This is a genomic window from Cryobacterium roopkundense, assembly GCF_014200405.1.
Classification (GTDB): domain Bacteria; phylum Actinomycetota; class Actinomycetes; order Actinomycetales; family Microbacteriaceae; genus Cryobacterium; species Cryobacterium roopkundense.
Genome location: NZ_JACHBQ010000001.1, coordinates 1,324,664 through 1,344,996, shown reverse-complemented (window position 1 = coordinate 1,344,996; position 20,333 = coordinate 1,324,664). Strand labels below are relative to the sequence as shown.

At 64.6% G+C, this 20,333-nt stretch carries 16 protein-coding genes and 1 pseudogene; 9 read left to right on the top strand and 8 right to left on the bottom strand.

Annotation, left to right across the window (positions count from 1 at the left end; all coding sequences use genetic code 11):
- Window positions 1-17: 17 nt before the first annotated feature.
- Together BJ997_RS06290 and BJ997_RS06285 are read right to left on the bottom strand one after the other, a co-directional pair.
- Complete coding sequence (locus BJ997_RS06290) at window positions 18-935, bottom strand: magnesium transporter CorA family protein (protein ID WP_236628889.1); 918 nt, start codon at window positions 933-935, stop codon at window positions 18-20.
- Window positions 936-1,039: 104 nt separating this feature from the next.
- Complete coding sequence (locus BJ997_RS06285; protein WP_052542115.1) at window positions 1,040-2,665, bottom strand: MFS transporter; 1,626 nt, start codon at window positions 2,663-2,665, stop codon at window positions 1,040-1,042.
- Between the two features lie 83 nt (window positions 2,666-2,748).
- Between BJ997_RS06285 and BJ997_RS06280 the strand changes: the two genes are divergently transcribed.
- On the top strand, window positions 2,749-3,336 hold the full coding sequence (locus tag BJ997_RS06280) for a hypothetical protein (RefSeq protein WP_152602130.1): 588 nt from the start codon (window positions 2,749-2,751) through the stop codon (window positions 3,334-3,336).
- A complete protein-coding gene (locus tag BJ997_RS06275; RefSeq protein WP_183323301.1) occupies window positions 3,333-3,539 on the top strand; it encodes a DUF6186 family protein in 207 nt (68 codons plus the stop codon). The genes BJ997_RS06280 and BJ997_RS06275 overlap by 4 nt, the downstream gene beginning before the upstream one ends.
- Before the next feature lie 11 nt (window positions 3,540-3,550).
- Here the strand turns inward: BJ997_RS06275 and BJ997_RS06270 are convergent, their stop codons facing one another.
- From BJ997_RS06270 to BJ997_RS06255, 4 genes are read right to left on the bottom strand one after another with little or no spacing between them, the layout of a single operon-like run.
- On the bottom strand, window positions 3,551-4,561 hold the full coding sequence (locus tag BJ997_RS06270) for an isopenicillin N synthase family dioxygenase (protein ID WP_035836113.1): 1,011 nt from the start codon (window positions 4,559-4,561) through the stop codon (window positions 3,551-3,553).
- 34 nt (window positions 4,562-4,595) lie between these two features.
- Complete coding sequence (locus BJ997_RS06265; protein WP_035836114.1) at window positions 4,596-7,961, bottom strand: ATP-binding protein; 3,366 nt, start codon at window positions 7,959-7,961, stop codon at window positions 4,596-4,598.
- Window positions 7,958-8,656 (bottom strand): DUF4194 domain-containing protein, encoded by a 699-nt coding sequence (locus BJ997_RS06260; protein ID WP_052542116.1) that lies wholly within the window; start codon window positions 8,654-8,656, stop codon window positions 7,958-7,960. The genes BJ997_RS06265 and BJ997_RS06260 overlap by 4 nt, the downstream gene beginning before the upstream one ends.
- Window positions 8,649-10,151 (bottom strand): DUF3375 domain-containing protein, encoded by a 1,503-nt coding sequence (locus tag BJ997_RS06255; protein WP_052542117.1) that lies wholly within the window; start codon window positions 10,149-10,151, stop codon window positions 8,649-8,651. Before BJ997_RS06255 ends, BJ997_RS06260 begins: the two co-directional genes overlap by 8 nt.
- A 94-nt stretch (window positions 10,152-10,245) precedes the next feature.
- Here BJ997_RS06255 and BJ997_RS06250 point away from each other — a divergent pair, with 94 nt between their 5' ends.
- Window positions 10,246-11,028, top strand: a complete 783-nt coding sequence (locus BJ997_RS06250) for an alpha/beta fold hydrolase (RefSeq protein ID WP_035836115.1) — start codon at window positions 10,246-10,248, stop codon at window positions 11,026-11,028.
- 34 nt (window positions 11,029-11,062) lie between these two features.
- Here the strand turns inward: BJ997_RS06250 and BJ997_RS06245 are convergent, their stop codons facing one another.
- Window positions 11,063-11,770: a FadR/GntR family transcriptional regulator gene (locus BJ997_RS06245; RefSeq protein WP_035836128.1), complete on the bottom strand. Its 708-nt coding sequence runs from the start codon at window positions 11,768-11,770 to the stop codon at window positions 11,063-11,065.
- 294 nt (window positions 11,771-12,064) lie between these two features.
- Here BJ997_RS06245 and cls point away from each other — a divergent pair.
- From cls to BJ997_RS06225, 4 genes and pseudogenes are all read left to right on the top strand, one after another.
- Window positions 12,065-13,515: pseudogene (gene cls, locus BJ997_RS06240) on the top strand (cardiolipin synthase).
- A 69-nt stretch (window positions 13,516-13,584) separates the two neighbouring features.
- A complete protein-coding gene (locus tag BJ997_RS06235; RefSeq protein ID WP_035836116.1) occupies window positions 13,585-14,442 on the top strand; it encodes a LuxR C-terminal-related transcriptional regulator in 858 nt (285 codons plus the stop codon).
- Window positions 14,443-14,557: 115 nt separating this feature from the next.
- On the top strand, window positions 14,558-15,940 hold the full coding sequence (locus BJ997_RS06230) for an MFS transporter (protein ID WP_052542118.1): 1,383 nt from the start codon (window positions 14,558-14,560) through the stop codon (window positions 15,938-15,940).
- 144 nt (window positions 15,941-16,084) lie between these two features.
- On the top strand, window positions 16,085-16,573 hold the full coding sequence (locus BJ997_RS06225) for a UPF0158 family protein (RefSeq protein ID WP_183323299.1): 489 nt from the start codon (window positions 16,085-16,087) through the stop codon (window positions 16,571-16,573).
- A gap of 14 nt (window positions 16,574-16,587) precedes the next feature.
- Here BJ997_RS06225 and BJ997_RS06220 read toward each other — a convergent pair whose 3' ends face one another.
- Window positions 16,588-17,346: a DUF4386 domain-containing protein gene (locus BJ997_RS06220; protein ID WP_236628892.1), complete on the bottom strand. Its 759-nt coding sequence runs from the start codon at window positions 17,344-17,346 to the stop codon at window positions 16,588-16,590.
- A 183-nt stretch (window positions 17,347-17,529) separates the two neighbouring features.
- Here BJ997_RS06220 and BJ997_RS06215 point away from each other — a divergent pair, with 183 nt between their 5' ends.
- Entirely contained in the window at window positions 17,530-18,705 is a 1,176-nt protein-coding gene (locus BJ997_RS06215) for a MalY/PatB family protein (protein ID WP_035836118.1), read from the top strand.
- An 80-nt stretch (window positions 18,706-18,785) separates the two neighbouring features.
- The gene (locus tag BJ997_RS06210; RefSeq protein WP_052542119.1) at window positions 18,786-20,114 is read left to right on the top strand and encodes an O-acetylhomoserine aminocarboxypropyltransferase/cysteine synthase family protein; all 1,329 of its coding nucleotides are present in this window, start codon (window positions 18,786-18,788) and stop codon (window positions 20,112-20,114) included.
- Window positions 20,115-20,333 lie beyond the last annotated feature (219 nt).

The following is a 20,333-nucleotide window of genomic DNA, read 5'->3' as shown; positions in this document are numbered from 1 at the left end:
GAGCATGGGGCATGCTGTCAGATCCAGTCATTGCGCTTGAACAGCACGAAAAGCAGGGCCGACAGACCGACTATCACGGCGGACGAGGCATAGAAGCCATCGAGGTGCCCGAAACCCGGATACGGCACATTCTGGCCATAGAATCCGGTGATGGCAGTGGGGACCGCAATGATCGCCGCGTACCCGGTGACCTTCTTGGTGATCACATTGAGTCGGTTCCCCTGGATCGCCAGGTTGGCTTCGAGGATGCTGGTGGCGAGATCCCGCAGGCTGTCGGTCCATTCCATCACCCTCAGGACGTGGTCGTAGACGTCCTGAAAGTACGGCCCCATCTCATCCATCTTCAGGTGCAGGTCTCGACGCAGCAGGGTGTTGACGACCTCGCGCATCGGGAGGATCACCCGGCGCAGCACCACGAGGCTTTTACGCAGCGCGAACGAACGCCGTTGAACCTGCGCCTGGTCGGACTTCGGCAGGAACAGCAGGTTTTCCAGCTCTTCAATTTCCTGGTCGAGGGCTTCGACAGCCTCGAAATAGCCGTCGACGAGCACGTCGAGAAGGCCGTGCAGCAGGAAAGCCACCCCGTTCCCGGCGAGGTCCGGAGAGGAGTCCCAGCGGGCTATGACCGACGCCAGGTCGAAATCCTCGTCCTGATGCACCGTGACGAAAGCCCGATCCGTGACGAACGCCGCAATCTCGCTTGTGGTCACGAGGGCAGTCTCCGGGTCGAAGCCGACTGCGTACGCCGAGAGAAACAAATGGTCGGCGTACCGGTCCAGTTTCGGCCGCTGGCGCAGGGTGATGGCGTCTTCGACGGCGAGCTCATGCAGCCCCAGCTCCTCCGCGAGACGGGCCAAGTCCGCCAGGTCGGGCTGGCATAGGTCCACCCAGACCACCGCACCGGCCGCTTCGAGATGCTCGGAGACATTGGCCACGGCGAAGCCTTCATCGATCAGAATACCGTCTCGGTAACAGCGAGTCTGGAAGGTGAGCACGCCTTAGTAAATCAGCATTCCTGAGGTTTCTGCCGGTACCGGGCTCAGGAGTCGTCCTGGTTTCGTCTCTGAGCCTTCTGCTTCTTCCCCATGGCCTCCACGGGGAGGTTTCGGGAGAACAGCAAGGCGACGATCGAGAACAGGGCCAGGGCGAAGAAGGAGGCGCGCAGCGATGAGACCTGAGAATCGGCGTAGAGCGTGGTGAGCTCCTGGGATTGATCGGCTGTCAGCCCCGCCGATTCGCCGATACCGGCCACGCTTGTCACCGGAACGATGGCGATGCCGGATTGGCTCGCGGTGTTGACCTGTGATTTCGCGCTCGAGGGAAGGTCGCTCGCATCGACCGCGCCCACAAACGATGAGGCTAGGGCACCAATGAGTACCGAGCCGATCAGGGCCGTGCCCAGGGAAGAACCCAGGTTCTGAAAAACGCCCTGCAAACCACCGACCTCGCTGGTTTCGTCTTCCCCCACGCTCGACATGTTCACGTTGCCGAGTTGGGATGCGAGGAGCCCCAGCCCCGCACCCGCGAGGAACATCCCGGCGCCGAAGAGCGCGCTCTTCAGCTCGAGGGACACTGAACCCAGAAGCGCGAGGGAGCCGACCACGAGGATCACCTGTCCGATACGCACGATTCGGCGGGGTGAGAATCGTGTCGACAGGCGCGTTCCCACGATTGAGAAGAGGATCAGGGCGACTGAAAGGGGAAAGATTTTCAGCCCGGTGTCGAGGGCGTTGAGCCCGAGCGTCATCTGCAGGTACACCGGGATGATGAAGAAGAGCCCCGCGGTGATCGCGTATTGCGAGGCCAACACGGTGAGTCCCGCGCGCAGCCGGACGATGGAGAACATCTCGACGTTAAGCAAGGGTGGACGATGACTCGCGACCAGCCGGCGTTGCCGGTCGAAGAACGCCCAGATCAGTGCGGCCCCCCCGATGATGAGGAAGGGCACGAGCGACAAGCCGAGAGGTTCGATCGGAACCCCGTTGATTTCAGGCGCGCTCTTGGGCAAAACCCAGCCCCACGTCTTGCTTTGCAGCATGCCGTAGACGATGAGCACCAGGCCAGCGGCCGAGAGCAGCACGCTCGCAACGTCGATCTTGATGCTCTGCGGCTTGCTCGTGTCGCTAATGCGGCCGGCCAGCAGGAGCACGACGAGCATGATGACCACCTCACCGGCAAACACGTAGCGCCAATTCAGGTACGTGGTGACATAGCCACCGATCAACGGGCCGGCTGCCACCGCGGCACCGGACACCGCGCCGATGGCCGCGTAGGCGGTGGCACGGTCGCGACCCGTGTAGTTATTCGCGATCAGGGCCGCGATGGCGGGAATGACCAAGACGGCACCGAGACCCTCGATCACGGACCAGCCGATGAAGAGCACGACGATGTTGGGACTCAACGCCGTGGTGAGGGAGCCGCATGCGTAGACGATCCCGCCAATGACGAAGGCGCGCCTGCGCCCCCACACGTCCCCGAGTTTTGCGCCGAGCAGCATCATGGCCGCCATTGTCAGGGTGTAAAAGGTGATGGCCGTCTGCATGGCTCCGACGGTGGTGTCGAGGTCGGCGACGACCGTCGAGATCGAAACGTTCATCACCGTGCTGTCGAGCACCATGACGAACTGGGCACTGCCGAGGATGGCGACCGCGGTCCAACTCTTCATGGCGCCGAGTATGCACCCATCCCGCCCATGATGTGCGAATTCAACCCATCGCGCGCATGAGCGAGTCCGTCTATTGTGTGCGCGTGAGAAGAATCATCTGGAAAAGAAGCACGCTGCTCTGGTTGCTGGCCTTGGCGATCATGGCCGGCTTCCAATGGTGGCGTGGCGCCCGCATCGACGGCGTGCTGTTCACTGTGGCGGTGATCCTCGTTGTGGTCGACCTCGTGAAAGGCAGCCTCGTGGAACCCTTCATCCGGCGTCACACGGTGCCGCGCGGTGTGATCCTGGCCTGTGCCGCGCTCGTCGGCGTCACCCTCGTCGTCACACCACGCAACGGATGGCTCGCCCTCGCCGGAGTCATCATCGCCGGCGCGGGAGTGACCTTGCTGGCTTGGGATCCGCAGCGCGTCCGCGACGTACGACCGGACACTGCCGTGCGCCGGTCCTCCACGATCTGGGCACTGCTGGCAATTTCTCTGTGCGTATGGGAGGCTCTCGCTTTGGTCATCAGCGCAACCTCCCCCCTGGCCGCGACGATCGCTCTTCAGGCATTTCCCACGGTGTCGGTGCTGCTCGACCCATTCCTGCAGTCCTGGGTGGGGCAGACGTTCTTCGTGGGGTGCTGGATGCTCGCCGGGCTCGGGCTCTTGCGCCTCTGGAGCCGACCATGACTCGGATCATCACAATTGGAGGCTACCTCGCCATCGTGGGCTCCATGGTGCTGCTGGAGCTCTACGCGCGGCGCAAGCCCGACGTCGTCGCGCCGCTGTCTGACATGCTCGCCGACGCTATGGCCTCACGCACCATCCGCATCGGCCTGATCGCGGCCTGGTGGTGGTTCGGGTGGCACTTCTTCTTTTCACAGACGATGTGACGGGTGGTCGATCAGACCAGGTCTGCGTGGTGGATGGCCGCGACATCCGGATGCGCGCGCAGTCTGCTCTTCAACGCGTTCTCGCCGTAGGTCGTGAAGATCGGGTTCTCAGGGTCGACGGTGATTCCCGGCGCGTGCAGGGAATCCGGCAGTTCGAGCAACGGAATGGTGGCGTCGAGGGCAGGCCCGAAGAAGAACGGGATGGAGATGCGATCCTGACCGATCAGTGGGGAAATCACGCGGTGCACAGTGGCCTTGAGATAGCCATCCGTTGCCACCTCGAGCAGTTCGCCAATATTCACGACGAAAGCGCCGTCGAGCGGAGGCGCGTCGATCCAGTCGCCGTCCTTCTCGACCTGCAGTCCCTCTTTGCCCGGTTCCACGAACAGCAGGGTCAGAACGCCGGAGTCCTTGTGTGCGCCAACGCCCTGCCGGGGCGTGGGGTCTGATTTGCCCGGGTAGCGCACGATCTTGATCAGCGTGAATGGCTTGTCGGCGAACGCCGCGTCGAACACGTGCTCGTCGGCGCCGAGGGAGATCGCCCAGGCCTGCATGAGCCGCAACGCCACGGCGCCCAGTTCTTCCCGCCATTGAGTCATCACGTCGCGCAATTCCGGGAGCGTCGCCGGCCACTGGTTGGGGCCCTCGAGCCTCATGTAGTCGGGTGTCTCGACGGACTCCGCCACGGCTGGGCGTTCCGGTCCGATGTCGATCTGCTCCCGCCAGTCGATGACGCCCTTCGTGAGCTCACCGCCCACCCGGGTGTACCCACGAAAATGGGGGCTCTGCAGGTTTTCGATGGCCATCTTGGCGTCTTCAGGCAGGGCAAAGAAATTCCTCGCCGTGCGCATGACACGTTCGATCAGCTCAGCCGGAACGCCATGCCCGGTCAGGTAGAAGAAGCCGTAGTTGTGGGTCGCCTCCCGCAGCTCCACGCGGAACGCCGCTGCGTCAGCGGCATCCCCGTCCAGCCTGGAGAGGTCGAGCACGGGAAGGGTAACGGATGCTGGTGAGCCGGTCATGCTTCCAGTCTGGCACCCCCGGCGTGCATCACGATCATTGTGACGCCACGAGCGGCGTGATGTAGGAATAGCCCGTGGTGTTGTTCTTCGTCACCGACAGCACGAGCTCCATGTGGGGTTCGAGCGCTGTCACCTTATCGAGCGGGGAGCCGATGATGAGCTGGAAGCCCAGTCCCTTCCACGCAGCGACGGCCCGGCCGGCGAATTCGGAGTCTGACTTCACGAAGCCCTCGTCCAGGAAGACCGGCGCGAAGCGAGGGCGTGTGCGGCTCTCGTCGCCGAGCTGGAAACGGAGCGCTGCGCCCACGACGAAGGCCACAAGTTCCTGCGATTCCCCACCGCTCTTGCCTCCGAGGGATGAGTATGTGCTCACGTCTTCGCCGTCGGGTGTGGTGCGCACCGCGGTGATTTCCACGTGCTTTCGCACGTCCAGGAGCAGATCACGCGAGGACTCTGTTCGAGACTCAGTTTCCGGCCTGCGGATCAGATTCATGAACGCCCGCAGACGGATGAAGCGGTCCTCGGTCTGCTCGTCGGTGAAATCTTCCGTCGCGCCGGAGGACAGCATTCTGAGTTCGGTGCGAAAGGCGCTCGCGTCGTCGCGATGCAGCCGACGGAGCGAGATCTTCAGGCGATCGCGCCCGGCGCCAAAGGGCAGCGTTGTGAGGATTTCGTTGATCGGCCGCAACCTGTCTTCGATCTCCTCGATCGAACTTGTGAAGGCACCGGCGAGCGGCACGAGGTCCTGGCCACTCCAGGCCGCCAGACGACGCTTCCACTCCTGACGCCGCTCGTGCAGCCCGAGAGTGTAGACCGCGTCGAGGATGTCGCGGTAGCCCGTGAAGGACTCCATCGACACACCGATATTCGGGTCGGGCCACCTGCTCTGAAAGGTCTCGAAGATACGGAGGAGGGAGTCACGCGCGCTTGTCGCGCGATCGCGGTCACGGGTGGACTGTTCGGTGAGGCGCTCCTGGAGGCGCCGCACCCCGCCTTCGAAGGCGGCGAGGTCGCCCCGGTCGCTGACGGCGGCAAACTGTTCATCCAGGTGCTTGGCGCTCTCCGGCGACAGCGTCACCGCCTCTGCCCTCTCGATCCTGTCGAGGCCGTCGCTGACGGCGTCCTGGGCATCCACTATGCGGGCCTGTTCGGCGGCGAGGGCCTCCGCGTTTCGTTCGGTCGAGTGCTTGAGTTTCTGTGCGATCTCCAACTCCCTGAGGAGTCGCTCTTCCTGGTCCTTCAGACCGCGTAGAACGTCGCTGCTGGCGAGCATCCGCTCCAATTCTGCTGTCTTCCCTGCGATTCGGGCTTCTGCTCCGTCCACGTCGATGGTGGCCCAGAGCGCATCGACGATGAACTGGTGGGCGACCTTGCCGCCGCGAAGCGCGCTGATCTGCGTGCCCAGCGCCGCCGCCTCTCGCGCGACAGAATCCGCGGTGCCGGTCAGCTCGAGCACTTCGGCGTCGATGTCGTCGAGCCGTGTGCGGCTGGAGAAACCGATGATGGACTTCTGGTCCTTGTTCCACCCGTGCGCGCCGCGCGCCCCGTTTCGTGTTTGGCCGCTGCGGGTCACCCGCGGGCCGTCCCCGGCGAGTTCCGCCGGTCCCTCCACGCACAGCGCGTCCAGCGTCGCTGAGCGTACGCGGTCCTGCACCCAGCCGCTGAAAGGCGAATCCTTGTGCACGAGCTTGCCCGAGACGAAGCGCCCATCACGTTCGACCGGCGCGAAGGGCTTGAGCGGCACGCCTTCGAAGTGGATGCGCACGGGGATTCTGAGCGGATCGATGGCCTCACCCAGAGCCCGGAGGCGCGTCTCGTCGACGAGCATGACCCGCACGACCGATGCGAGCGTGACTTCGGCGGCGTGCCTCCAGTCGTGCTCATGCGGGGCCAGATCGATCAGTTCGGCGACGAAGGGCAATTCCTCGGCGGGGATGCCGGCCGCTTCGGCGATCATCACGCGCGCGTTGTGCAGGTGCTGCGGCACCAGACTCGCCCGCCCACTCAGAAACCCGTGCTCGTGCTTGAGCGTGCGGATCTGCTCCTCGACCGGATAGGACCGCGCGTGCAGCGCCGTGCGTTGGTCGTCCAGGGCCTGTTCCGCTGAGGCGAAGCCCGTCAGGAAGACCTCTGCCGCGACCTGGGCCGTGCGGAATTCGGGCTCTGTGCGAATCGAGATGTCGAGGTCACGCGTGCGCTCCTCGAATTTTTCCCGGTTCGCCCGAGTGCCGTCACGCGAGTCCCCGAGCTGGTCCAGCGCGTTCTGCAGGCCGACGAGTGCGTCACCGCCGTTGTCGCGCTGCTGGTGCTGCACTTCGGCCAAACTGGATTTCAGCTCCGCTTCGCTATCCCGCGTGCGGGTCAGTTCGACGTGTCCAGCGCGGCGCTCAACCCGGTTCGTGTCGGCGGCCCGTTCGAGAAGTTCCCGTTCGGACTGGAGCTTCCACAGCACGAATGGGGTGTCGCCCGTTCGGTGTACACCGAACGTGTCGATCAGGGCCGCCTGAGCATCCGCCTCTTCGAAGTCACGGTAGAGATCGGGCAGGCGTTCCAACACCTGGGCCTTCTGGGCCTCCGTGACCATCGCCCCGTAGGAGCGTTCGAGGTCCTCGAAGTGGTCGACGGCTTTGTCGGCCGCGGCGTAGGTGGACGGCTGCTCGAGGACCATGGATTTGTACAATCCGTCGACGGTCTTCACCTGCTGCCCGGCCTGAATGCGGGCGAGGAGCCGGAGTGCCTTGCCGCCCTCGCCGTTGGCGCCGATGCCGAGTCGGGCGTAGAGGGTCTGGGCGAACGCCGCGTAGGTATCGAAGACATCCAGCTCGGGAAAGCGAGTCTTCATGGCGCGCTTGTCGAAACGGGATTCGGTGACCTCCGCGAGGTCTCGCAGGTCCAGCGATCCGTCGGTCGTCGCCATCTTCATGCTGATGTCAGCGAACTTGTGGGCACCCCGCGGAACGAAGTAGGCCCGCAGCACGGTGAACCGGCGCTGATTGTCGTCGCGGAAGGTCATGGCCACGGCGCCCCAGGTGGCGGAGTCCGCGCCGCGGAGCACCTGGTCGTGCAGCCGACCCGTCTCGGCCTCACGAGTGGAGTCGGTCTTGCCCTTCAGATAGGTCATGAGGTTGCGCTGGTCGACGCTGCGCGCCCGGCCGGAGCCGGCATCGTTGGACGCGCCGTTGAACGGAGTGTCCGACGACATCATGAGCGCCAGATATGCATCGAGCAGGCTGCTCTTGCCGGTTCCCGACGCGCCGGAAACGAGAGTCGCCCCGGCGGCGAAAACGACCTCGTGGTGGCCGTGGAACCCTCCCCAGTTGACCATCTGAAAGGACTCGGCACGCCACTGCGTGGTGCCTTCGGTGGACCCGTCGATATAGAAGAGAGGGGAATCGCTCAAGACAGGGTCTCCAGTTCCAGTTCGGCGGGCGAAGCGATCTCCGGTTCGGCGGGACCTGAATCGGCCGGCTCGCCGTTCTGGGCCACGAGCCACTCCAGCAACTCCGCCAGACGCTCGACGGGCAGCAACACCTCGATAACGGCCGATATTCGAAAGCGGTCCGGATCGCTTGTCTTGAGCAGCACCCGGGCCTTGGCGAGGCTGTCTACGGCGGCCACGGCACGACGCGCGTCACCCGATCTGTCAGTGGCGTTCTCCGGGCGGAAGTGCGCCACGTTGTCGACGAGGTTGTCCCGGTCCACGATCACGATGTCCTGGCCGTTGGCGCGCTCGCTGCGAAAACGCTGGCGCAGCAGAACAAGAAGGATCGTCTCTTCTCGCGAATAGGAGACGTCGTGAAGCAGGGTCGGGAAGCGATCCCCGCCCTCGGCCACAGCCTGTCGCTTGAACGCGATCTCGTAGTTCAGGTCGATGTGCAGGTCGAGAAATACGTCGTTGAGGCGGGACTTAAGCAGGCTCTGCGACCGCAGGAGGGTTCGCCACTCGGCCGGTTGAAGCGCGGAAGAGATGTAGCGGTGCTTCATCAGCAGCACGAGTGTCTTGCGCTGCTCGATGGTCAGTCCACCCTCGTCGCCCTCGAACAACGAGAAGTTCTCGGAATCGGTGTCGGTCGTCGGGGCAGGAGCGTCAGTCATCGTCAGATCCAGAGTTCAGGGCGGCCAGAGCCGCGGTTTCGTCCTCGTTCAAGAGAATTCGCGGCACAGAGAAGCGTTGATGCGAGCCGTCGGGTCTGACGGTTTCGAACGTCTCGAGAGCGTCCGCGCGGTGGACCGCATCGATCTGGGTGGCCATCTGCAGCATCCCCAGGATCTCTACGGGCCGACGCAGGTTGGCCTCGAGGCCGTTGAAGGCCTCGCCGACGGAGGCGGCTTCCCCCGATGTGAACGCCATCACCAGGGCCTGACGCAGTTCCTCCAGCAGGGGGCCGCCCTGCTGGCGCATGTCGCCAAGAGTTGCCGGTAGCGGTGCCTCGTCGGAGACGTCCTCAAGTGCGGGCGGGGCCGCGTGCGCGGCAGGGTCGTAGAAGCGCTCCCGCAGGTGATCCACGTCGAGCGTTCCCGGCATCAGCTCGGCCGTTACCGTGGAACGCGGGCCCGCCGTCTGCATCCAGGTGGCGAGTTCCCGATTGATCTCGCGCAGCAGACGTTCAAGCTCGCGGTCCTGCACAACGTCGTGGTTAACGATGTGCTCACGCAGGGTCGTGGTCAGCCCGTTCCGCTGCGTGAGCACGTCGTCAATGCCCTTGCGAATCAGGCTGACTGTGCCCATCAGGCTGCGCCGATCGTGTGCGCTCAGCTCGAGGGCGAACGGATGCAGCAGGATCGTCTCGAGATCGTTCTTCAGCTCCTGTATCAGCGCGTCGTTGCGCAGCAGGGCGAAGGCTCCCTCGAAGGCGCGCCCCTCGGGGGTCGCCGACATGAGAGCATCGGTTTTCGTCAGGTATTCGTCGAGAACCTCTCCGATGGGGAGCTCCTCACCGCGGAAATCACTGACGATCTGGCGATGCATGCCAGCGACGGACTCTTCGACACGTTTGAAATCGCTCGGCAGCTGGTTGATCAGGTCGACAAGGTTCGCGTAGCCCTCGTGCATCTGTTCGTTCGACGCCGCCGCGATCTCGCCCCCGTCGGCAAGCCTGTCGCGTTCGCCCTTCTTTTCGGCGATCTCCCGGTCGAGGCGACGGATGCGGTCCTCGCGGTCGGGGTTCGCCTGCGTGGCGCGGTGACGAACGGTGTCCACGATGGTGGTGAGGCGACTTTCGCTGATGAGCGCGCGATCCCTGGACAGGCTGGCCACGAGCAGCAGGGCTTCGAGGGCGTGCGAGGTGAGCGAGTACTGCTCGTCTCCGCCGTCACCCGTTTCGCGGTAGAGCCACTGGTCGTTCATCCACTGCACACAGAGGGCACGGCCGTTCTTGGACGGCACGTCTCTGCCGACCGAACGCAGGTCGGCCAGATAGGCGTCGACCTGGGTGTGCAGCAGATCGGCCTGCACGCTGCGTCGGTCTCGGCTGAACGACGAGGTGAAGACGGCAAGCACGAAGGGAGCCCACTTGCGATCGAGCAGGCGCAGCGTGGGTTTGTCGAAGGCCTCACGCACCCGCGCCAGTTCGCCCGCAATGTCACTCAAATGGTTGTTCCTTCCTTAGACCTCATCAACCGTAGCCGCACACGGGCGCGCAGCAGGCCTCAACGGGGAACTGCTCATGATGAAATAGAGCCTGATGCATACTCCCGCCGCGCCTTCACCCCAGATCGTCTATTCAGCAGACGGCCTCCAACTCGCCACCTACCAATTCGGCGACCCCGAGGCCCCTGTCGTATTTCTGCTTCACGGGTTCGCGTCAAGCGCGATCGCGAACTGGCACGCCACCGGATGGGTGCGGGATCTCACGCGAGCCGGCTTCCGTGTGCTTGCGATGGATCAGCGTGGACATGGAGCGAGCGACAAGCCGCATTCGGCGGACGCCTACACGATGGATCTGCTCGCATCGGACGTGCTGCAGGTACTCGATGCCTACCTGCTCGATGAAGTTGAGTTCGTGGGCTATTCGCTCGGTGCGCGGGTCGGTTGGCAGGCCGCCCGACAGCTGCCGGACCGCATCACGGTCGCGGTGCTCGGCGGTATCCCCGACGGTGATCCGCTCAAGCGCTTCGACATAGCGGATGCCCGGGCACACATCGAGCACGGTGTCGAGGTGGGCGACCGTCTGACGGGTGCCTACCTGACGATGGCCCGGTCACTGCCCGGCAATGACCTCGAGGCGCTCGTGGCCCTGGTCGAAGGGATGCGTGGCGGGCCACAGCCCAACGGCGAGAATGCTCCGCCGCAGCGTCTGCTCTTCGCCACGGGCAGCGACGACCGCATACTGGCTGCGTCCCGGGCGCTCGCTGCGGCGACCCCTCTGGGCACATTCTTCGAGATCCCTGGCCGAAACCATTTCAACGCTCCCACCTCCCGCTCCTTCCGTGATGCGGCGATCGCCTTTCTCTCATCCGGCCAGTAGCGGACGGGCCCGGCCAGTAGCCGACGGCCACCACCTAGCGGTCGGTGACCCGAATGTAGCGCGCGTAGTCCTCGAAGGTTTGGTCGAGGTGGGCCTCCATGGCTTTGCGCGCCGCTTCCGGATCGGCGCCGGAGATCGCCTCGCGCACTATGCGGTGATGCTCGATCGCATGCCGCTGCACTTCGCGGTGCGCCGATGTGCGCCGACGCACGTCGTAGAGAAGCCGACCCAGCTGGCTCATCAGCACCAGGACGAAGGGGTTACCGGAGGACCGCAGAACGGCGTCATGAAAGGCGAGATCCGCCGTCACCAGCGCCTCCACGTCGTCGGCACCGTGCGCCGATTCCATCTCCCTGATCGCCGCATCCATGCGCTCCAGGTCGTCCGCAGTGTAGTTCGTCGCCGCCAGCTCCGACGCGCCAGTTTCGACCATGCGGCGCACCTCAAGCAACCGCGTGGCAGCCTCGTCGGGGCTGGTGTCGCGAGAGGCCGCGAGCAGGATGGCGTCGATGCCCGTCCAGACATCGGTGGGATTCACGAAGGTCCCCAGGCCGCGGCGTACGGAGATAATGTTCTGGGCCTGCAGGCTCTTGAGGGCCTCACGCACCGTGAGCTGGCTGACGCCGGACGTCCGGGCAATTTCAGCTTCGGGCGGTAATGCTTCGTGAGCCGCAATCTCCCCGCGCAGAATCTGTTCGAGCAGCAGGTCAACGACAACGTCAACGAGAGATTTTCGAGCCATGACCTGTTCCCCCGCCTCGCGAAACGCGAACCGTATATTGTTCACTCAAAATACCACAGCGCTATTTTCACCCGGCTCAGCACGAGCGGCAGCACGAGAACAAGAAGCACCGTTGAGAATTTGGGCGGAGTAGCGACGATCGCGGGTGAGCGCCCGAGTGGCGCCGCTATCGTCACATGCCTCGGTCACGCAATCTTCCGGCCCGCCACACGCACGGGCCATCCCGCGCTACATTCGAGCCAGTATGGCCCTCTGAGTGGAAGCGTGGCTTCAGTGAACTCGCAACAGATAACGATGCTCATCGTGGTGATTGCCGGTCTGATCGACCTGGCGATCCGCATCGCTGCGATCATCATCATCCCCCGAAACCGAAAGCCGAGCGCAGCCATGGCGTGGCTCCTCGCAATCTTCCTGATCCCCTTCGCAGGAATCATCTTTTTCCTGCTGCTCGGCAGCTCCCGGTTGCCCAAGAGACGTCGCGCGAAGCAAGTGCAGATCAACCGACTGATCGCCGAGGGAATGGGCGACATGGATCTGGTCTCAGACAGCGCCGAGTGGCCGGCCTGGTTCGCATCCGTTGTAGCCCTCAACACCAGTCTCGGGGCCGTGCCGCTCGTCGGAGGAAACACCGCCCACCTGCTCGGTGACTACAAGGGGTCTATTGAGGCCATGGCCGCCGACATCGACACCGCCACCACATTCGTGCACGTCGAGTTCTACATCGTCTCATTCGACGCCACGACGAAGGTGTTTTTTCTGCCATGGAGGCCGCCGTGAAACGCGGCGTGACCGTGAGAGTGTTGCTCGATCACATCTCCTCGCTGCGCACCGCGGGCCACGAGTCCACCTTTGCGGAACTCGACCGCATCGGTGTCACCTGGCGCTTCCTACTTCCCGTGCAACCCACCAAAGGCAAGTACCAGCGCCCCGACCTCCGCAACCACCGCAAACTCGTGGTCGTCGACGGGCGGGTGGGGTACATGGGCTCACAAAACCTGATCGACCGCAGTTACAACTCGCCCAAGAACCTCAAGCGCGGGTTGCAGTGGCAGGAGCTGGTGACGCGAGTGACCGGACCTGTGGTGAGCGGCATCAACGTGGTGTTCCTCGGCGACTGGTACAGCGAAACAGACGAGCTGCTGCTCTCCGAGCGAGTACCGGCCGACCAGGTATCCAGGGACACCTCGGCGAATGCCCTGGACATCCAGGTGGTTCCGAGCGGCCCCGGTTTCGAAGGCGAGAACAATCTCAGGCTCTTTCTCGCCCTGCTGTATTCGGCGCAGAAGCGCATCATCATCACGAGTCCCTACTTCGTGCCCGACGAGGCAATGATGTATGCGATCACCTCGTCGCGCCAGCGTGGCCTTGACGTCCAACTCTTCGTCTCCGAGCTGGGCGATCAGGGGGCCGTGTTCCACGCCCAGCGCTCGTACTACGGCGCTCTCCTCACGGCTGGTGTGCGCATCTGGCTGTATCCGTCGCCCTACATTCTGCACGCCAAGCACTTTTCCATCGACGACGATGTGGCGGTGATCGGGTCGAGCAACATGGACATCCGTTCGTTCAGCCTGAACTATGAGGCCTGCCTCATGGTGAGGGGCGCATCGTTCGTGACAGACATGCGCCGAGTGGAGGACGGCTATCGCGCCATCAGCCGCGAGCTCACCCTCGAGGAGCTGAACTCCCTCCCGCGACGCTCAACGGTTCTGGACGGCGTTGCCCGGCTGACGTCGGGCCTGCAGTAGGTCGCCGCATGTTGCCCTGAGGCCCGGACTGATAGCATCCCGCTAACCCAGCTGACATGGGAGGGGCGCATGCTTGTGGACGGCAACGACGTTTACCGGCCGAGCGATCGCGAACTTCTGAAGGGAGCGATCAGGCAGATCGCTGCCCAATCGGGCATCGGCGTGATCTTCGCCGGCCTCGTCGATCGGTCCGAGCTGACCATCACGGAGTTCTACGGCACGACCACCCAGGGTTTGAAGAATCTCAGGGTCAACCCCGGCGAGGGAGTGGGAGGGCGTGCCCTGTTCCAGACACGTCCGGTCGGCGTCAACGACTATTTTGAATCAGACCGGATCACCCATCAGCACGATGAGGCCGTGCGCATCGAAGGACTGCACGCTATGGTCGCCCTCCCCCTTGTCGTCGACGGTCGCGCGAGAGGCATCCTCTATGCGTCAACGCGAGAACGCACCACCTTCGGCGAGCGCGTGATCACCGAGCTCTCGGCCAGTGCCTCGCTGATCTCCCGTGAGCTGATCATTCGCGACGAAGTCGACAGCCGGGTGTCAATTCTTCGGGTGGTGCACGGCACGGCAGCCGAATCATCCGACCGAGACCTGCTCGAGGTCGTTCGCCTAGCCCATGCCGAACTTCTCGCGCTCGCCCGCACAACCGACGACCCGGAGCTCTCGGAACGCATTCTCGCCGTGACCGCCCGGCTCGAAGGCGGGGGCACTGCTCAGAGTGGAGCGCCACGCCTGACGCGTCGTGAGACGGATGTGCTGGCCCAGGTGGCGCTCGGCTGCTCCTACGCCGAGGTAGGAAAGCGACTGGCCCTCCAAGCCGTCACCGTGAAGAGCTACATGCAGGCGATCATGGGCAAGCTGAGCGTGCACAGCCGCACGGAGGCCGTCGTCGTGGCTCGGACTCTTCGCCTTCTGCCGTGACTCACTAGCGAACCACCTCCATCGGGAGGTAGTGGCCGCTGCCACGCGCTGCCACGCTGATGACCTCCCGAGGAGGCAACAGCGCCTTCACGAACGATGTCAAAGGAGATATCGAATGCTCGAAAGCACCGCCACACGCACAGTGAGGCCCGGCAAGCCCAAGACCTCGATGGCCAGAGTCGCCGTGGCCAGCTCGATGGGCAGCATAATTGAGTTCTACGACTTCCTGATCTACGGCACGGCCGCCGCCCTCGTCTTTCCGCAGGTGTTCTTTCCGGCACTCGGCTCGGCCGCAGGTACCCTGGCCTCATTCGGTACGTTCGCCGTCGCTTTCGTCTCGCGTCCTCTCGGTGCCATCCTCTTCGGACACTTCGGCGACAAGCTCGGCCGCAAGAAGACTCTCGTGGCCACGCTGCTCATCATGGGCATCGCCACCATCTCGATCGGGCTGCTGCCCGATGCGAGCATGATCGGCGTCGCCGCACCCATTATCCTGGTGCTGCTCCGATTCCTCCAGGGGTTCGCGGTCGGCGGGGAATGGGCCGGTGCAGCCCTGATGGCGGCCGAATACGCGCCGCCGAAGCGACGCGGCCTCTACGCCGCCTTCCCGCAGCTTGGTCCGTCGATTGCCTTCGCCCTCGCGAGCGGCACCTTCCTGATCATCAACCTCTCACTCGGCGACAAGTCCGAAGCGTTCCTCACCTACGGCTGGCGCATCCCGTTCATTGCGAGCGCCCTTCTCGTTGTCGTGGGCCTCTACATCCGCTTGAAGATCGAGGAAACCCCCGTCTTCCAGAAGACCCTCGACGACCGCCAGGCCAACCGCACGGGCGAGACCTTCACCCCGCCCCGCAAGCTCCCCGTGTGGGAGTCCGTGCGTAACCAGCCGCGCCAGATTCTGCTCGGCGGCGCCTCCACCATGATGCTCTTCGCCTTCTTCTACATCGGCACGGCGTTCCTCAGCGCCTACGGCACCAATCCAGAAGGCTTGGCGCACACTCGCCCGACGATCCTGTCGCTGGGAATCATCGGAGCCTTGTTCTTTGCCGTCGGCACCATCGCCAGCGCCGTCATCTCCGACAAGGTGGGCCGCCGCGCGGTTATCGTGACGTCATGCATCGTGGCCATCCCGTGGTCGCTCATGCTCTTCCCGATCCTGGACATCGGCACCACCTTCGCGTTCGGTGTGGGCCTGTCCGGCACACTCCTCATCGTGGCCGGCATCTACGGCCCGGTCGGCGCCTTCCTGCCGGAGCTCTTTGCCACGCAGTACCGCTACACCGGAGCGGGCATGGCCTATAACCTCGGTGCACTTGTCGGCGGCGGCATCACCCCGCTCATTGCCGCGTCCATCGGGGCAAGCCTCGGCAGCTACTCCATCGGGCTGCTGCTCGCCGGAGTCAGCATCATCAGTCTGCTCGCGACGTTTGGACTGCCGGAGACCCGCGGCGTGCACCTGGATACGGTCGCCAAGGCAAAGGTGAAGTCGCTGCGCTAGGCGCTCACTGCGCATGGGGCACCATCGGGACTCCCCCCCCCGATGGTGCCCCATCGTGCGTCTTGGCGGCAGCGGCTTTTCCCGCGACAATGGGGCATGCCATCACGCGAGCAGGCCAATCCTTCCTCACCCTCCCACCGGCCTTTGGCTGAGATCGACCTGGAGACCGTGACCATAGCCATGTCCAACGGCGAGGGCGGCTACTACGACGAGGTCAACAATGAGGTGTTCATTGTCATAGACGGCGACGTGATAACCGGCGAAGACGATGAGGTTGACCTCGACGAGGTTGACTGGATCGGGATCGAGCCGGACGACTCGCGGGTTAAGTTCCTCGACATGCTGGATTTTGCGAACTCCGTCACGGATGATCTGCTGTCCGACCGTCTTCTCCGAGCCCTGGAAGGGCGCGGCGTCTTCCGACGGTTCCGCGACACCGTGTTCGAGCAGGACCCGGATATCGGTAGGGTCTGGCACAGCTTCCAGGATGCTCGCACCGAAACGAGAGCGATCGAATGGCTCGTCGAGAATGATATCTGCGACGCGACGGAGGCAACCCAAGCGATTCAGGCCCGTGCGGCCATCGAGGCCCGCGCCCTGCAGGCGGCCGCCCTCTGGCCTCAGGTCACCTGATCACGACAGACCGGTCAATCCGAGTCTGACGTCACTCGGCCTTGGCTGGGCGGCCGAACGAGCAGCAGGGTCACGCCGAGGGTGGCAATCCAGAGCCCCCACGCCGAGCTGCCCAGCAGACCGGCCAGATCCCAGACGGGAAATGGCGGCACAGCGGTGGCGAGAACATCCCCCTGCGTCAGGAGGTAGAGAGCGCTCACGACCAGCCCCGTCACACCGAGCCAGAGTGGAAGCACTCGCGTTCGCACGATGATGATGCTCACGGTGACCGACCAGGCAATCGCGAGCACCTGGCCGAGATGCTCGCCGAGCAGCGCCCCGCCGAACTGGTGCTGGGCCGTCCAGGCCGCTTCCACGGCGGCCCTCGTCACGAGGTTGCCCGCGTCATAACTCACCGCCAGCGGCGGCACCACGAAAACCCAGCGCAAGAACCCGATCAGCGCAAGCAGCACTGAGGCGGCACCGATCGCGGTGGCAACGCGCAGCACAGGGTCGTCCCTCCGTCCGATGGCCGTGAGCAGGAGCAGCAAGGGCACGGCGAGGATGGCGTAGGTCCAGGCCGTGGCCAACCACGTCCAGACCAGGCTGCCACCACCCGCCGTGAAGGACGGCAGCACAACGGCGGCCGGTTCTCGAAGGATGTCCGGCCAGTCGAAGGTCGCGGAGAGCACGGAAGCCGACGCCGCAAAGGCAACGGCCCCGATCACGAACAGCACGCCGGTGGTTCGGCGCAGTCCCAGGGGAATAGCAGTCGAGGCTAGCATGTGCGTCATTTCGGCTCCTGTCGACTCGGGCGGGCACCACGCGTGTCATCGGGCAATATACGCCGCCCGGCTCCGACAGAGAAGATCATGGCCCCGACGCTTATTCTTCGATTCACCCTCCCCAACCGCCCCATGTGTCGAATATTTACCTGGTTGTTCGCGCAAGGCCGATAGATCCTGCATGCTGTGGTCATGTCAGAATTCCCCGTGGCGCCACTCGAACATATTCGACGTGAGCGCAGCAGCATCAAGTGGACTCGGTTCCCCGCCGACGTACTCCCCTTGTTTGTCGCGGAGATGGACTACACCCTCGCTCCGAACATCGTCGCGACCCTCGTCGAGCGTGTGCAGGCCTCGGACACCGGATACCTCGACGGACCGGGCCCGCTGGCCCCCGCCTTCGCCGGCTTCGCGCTGGCCCGTTGGGGCTGGCGGGTCGACCCGACACACGTGCACCTCGCCACTGATGTCAGCGTGGGCATCGTCGAAGCCCTGCGTCTGGTCGTTCCCCGCGGAGGACGCGTGGCCATTACACCGCCGGTGTACCCGCCCTTCTACGAGCTCGTCGACGAGGTCGCCGGGGTTGTCGTCGAGGCCCCCCTCATCGAGGTGGACGGCGCCTGGGCCCTTGATCTCCTGGCCCTCGAGCGCGCCTTCGCAAGCGGCATCGATGCCTTTCTGCTGTGCAATCCGCATAACCCGCACGGGATTGTGTTCGACCACGAGACGCTCGTTCGGGTGGCCCGACTCGCGGCCACGCACGACGTGTTCGTCATCTCGGACGAAATCCACGCCCCGCTGACGCACCCCGGGGTCACGTTCACCCCGTTCGCCCCCCTGGCGCACGAGGCAGGCGCGCGCGCCGTCACCGTGACGTCCGCGAGCAAGGGTTGGAACGTCGCCGGCGTAAAGTGCGCCCTGATCATCGCGGCCGACGACGCCGTGAACGAGCTGCTCAATCGCCTGCCGGAGGAAGTCGCGTGTCGCACGAGCATCCTCGGCCTGCACGCCAATATCGCGGCCTTCTCCTGTAGCGACTGGCTCGACAATGCCATCGAGCAAATTGTCGACAACGACCGCCTGCTCGACTCCCTGCTTCGCGAAAACCTTCCGGCCGTGGTCTATCACCGGCCCCAGGCCAGCTATCTCGCCTGGCTCGACCTGCGTCAGCTCGGCCTCGGGGAATCCCCGTACCGTCGAATCCTGGACGAGGCACGCGTGGCCCTGAATGACGGCGAGTGCTTCGGGCTGGGCGGCAGCGGCTTCGCCCGCCTCAATCTGGCCTGCTCCCCCGACACCCTGCGCGAGGCTGTCGCCCGCATCGCGGCCCTCGTCGCCCGGGTCAGCTCCGTCGAAACCGCCGCCTGATGCCGTCCTCGGCCCCCACTTCGTCCACCGCCCCGACGGATACACCCACCCACTTCGCTCCGGAAGCAACAGGAAAAACCATGCCCAGGTCCGACGTCGCCGCTCCGATCACCGACTGGACCGAGTTCAGTTTCGACACGCGCCAGGTACACGTGGGCGAATACCCCGACCAGAACCGCGGCGCCCGCATTCCCCCGCTCACCCTCAGCGCGGGCTACGTGTTCGATTCCTTCGACGATGGCGCCGCGCGGTTCAACGGCGACTCCCGTGAACCCATCTATTCGCGCCAGGGCAACCCCACCAACGCCGTTGCCGAACAGCGCCTCGCTTCGCTCGAGGGCGGCTCGGCAGCTGTCGTCGTCTCCTCGGGCCAGGCCGCCATCACCGCCGCCCTCTTCGCGCTCGCTGAGTCGGGCGAGCACATCGTATCGACGGCGAGCATCTACGGCGGCACCCGCATTCTCCTCGGCCGCAGCTTCCGGCGCTTCGGTGTGTCGGTCGACTACGTGTGGGACACCGACGACGACGCGGCGTGGGATGCCTCGATTCGTCCGGAAACGAAGGCGATCTTCACCGAAACGATCCCGAATCCGCGCAACGACGTGGTCGACATCGCACGCATCGCCGCGGTAGCCCGTCGCCACGGCATCCCACTCGTGGTCGACAACACAGTCGCGACCCCGTACCTGATCCGGCCGTTCGAACACGGCGCGGACATCGTCGTGCACTCCACGACGAAATTCCTGAGCGGTCATGGCGCCGGAGTCTCTGGTGCGGTGATCGACGGCGGAACCTTCGATTGGGCGGCCAGCTCGCGCCGGTATCCGCTGCTCACCGACTCGCTGCGGCGCGGTCTTCCCTCGCTGCTGGAGCGATTCGGGCCAGCCGCCTACGCACAGTACGTGCGGGAAGCCGTCGTCAACGACATCGGCCCGTCTCTCTCCCCGTTCAACGGCTTTTTGCTGCACCAGGGCATCGAAACCCTGTCGCTGCGCATGGAACGCCACGTCGACAACGCGATCGCCATCGCCCACTGGCTGGAGGAGCAGCCCGAGGTCGAGGTCGTCGACTACGCAGGACTCGAGAGCAGCCCCCTGCACGACATCGCCCAGCACTACTACAACGGCCGCACGGGCTCGGTTTTCGCCGTCACTGTGAAAGGCGGCAGCGACGGTGCGCGCGCGTTCACGAACGGCCTGCGTATCTTCAGCCGCATGACAGGCATCGGCGACACGCGGTCGATGGTGCTGCATCCGCTCACCACGACCCACGTCTGCTTCGCCGACGATCTCAATGCCCGTCTGGGCATCACCGCCGGAATGCTGCGCCTCTCCGTGGGCATCGAGTCGGTCGACGACCTCATTTCCGATCTGCGCGGGGGCCTGGACCGGGTTGCCGGCATCCTCTAACGGCTGGGTATTCTGAACACTATGAAGATTTCACGTTCCTCCGTCGGCGCCCTCGTTCTCGCTGCCGCGCTTGCACTGAGCGGATGCACGGCTTCCGCGGCCCCCGGAACGGCCGGTTCCGCTGTGCCCACCGACACCAGCACATCCGCCGTGAGCGAGTGCGCCGGCGTGACAGTCGTGGTCGACTACGGCACCCTTGACTCTATGACCATCTCCGAG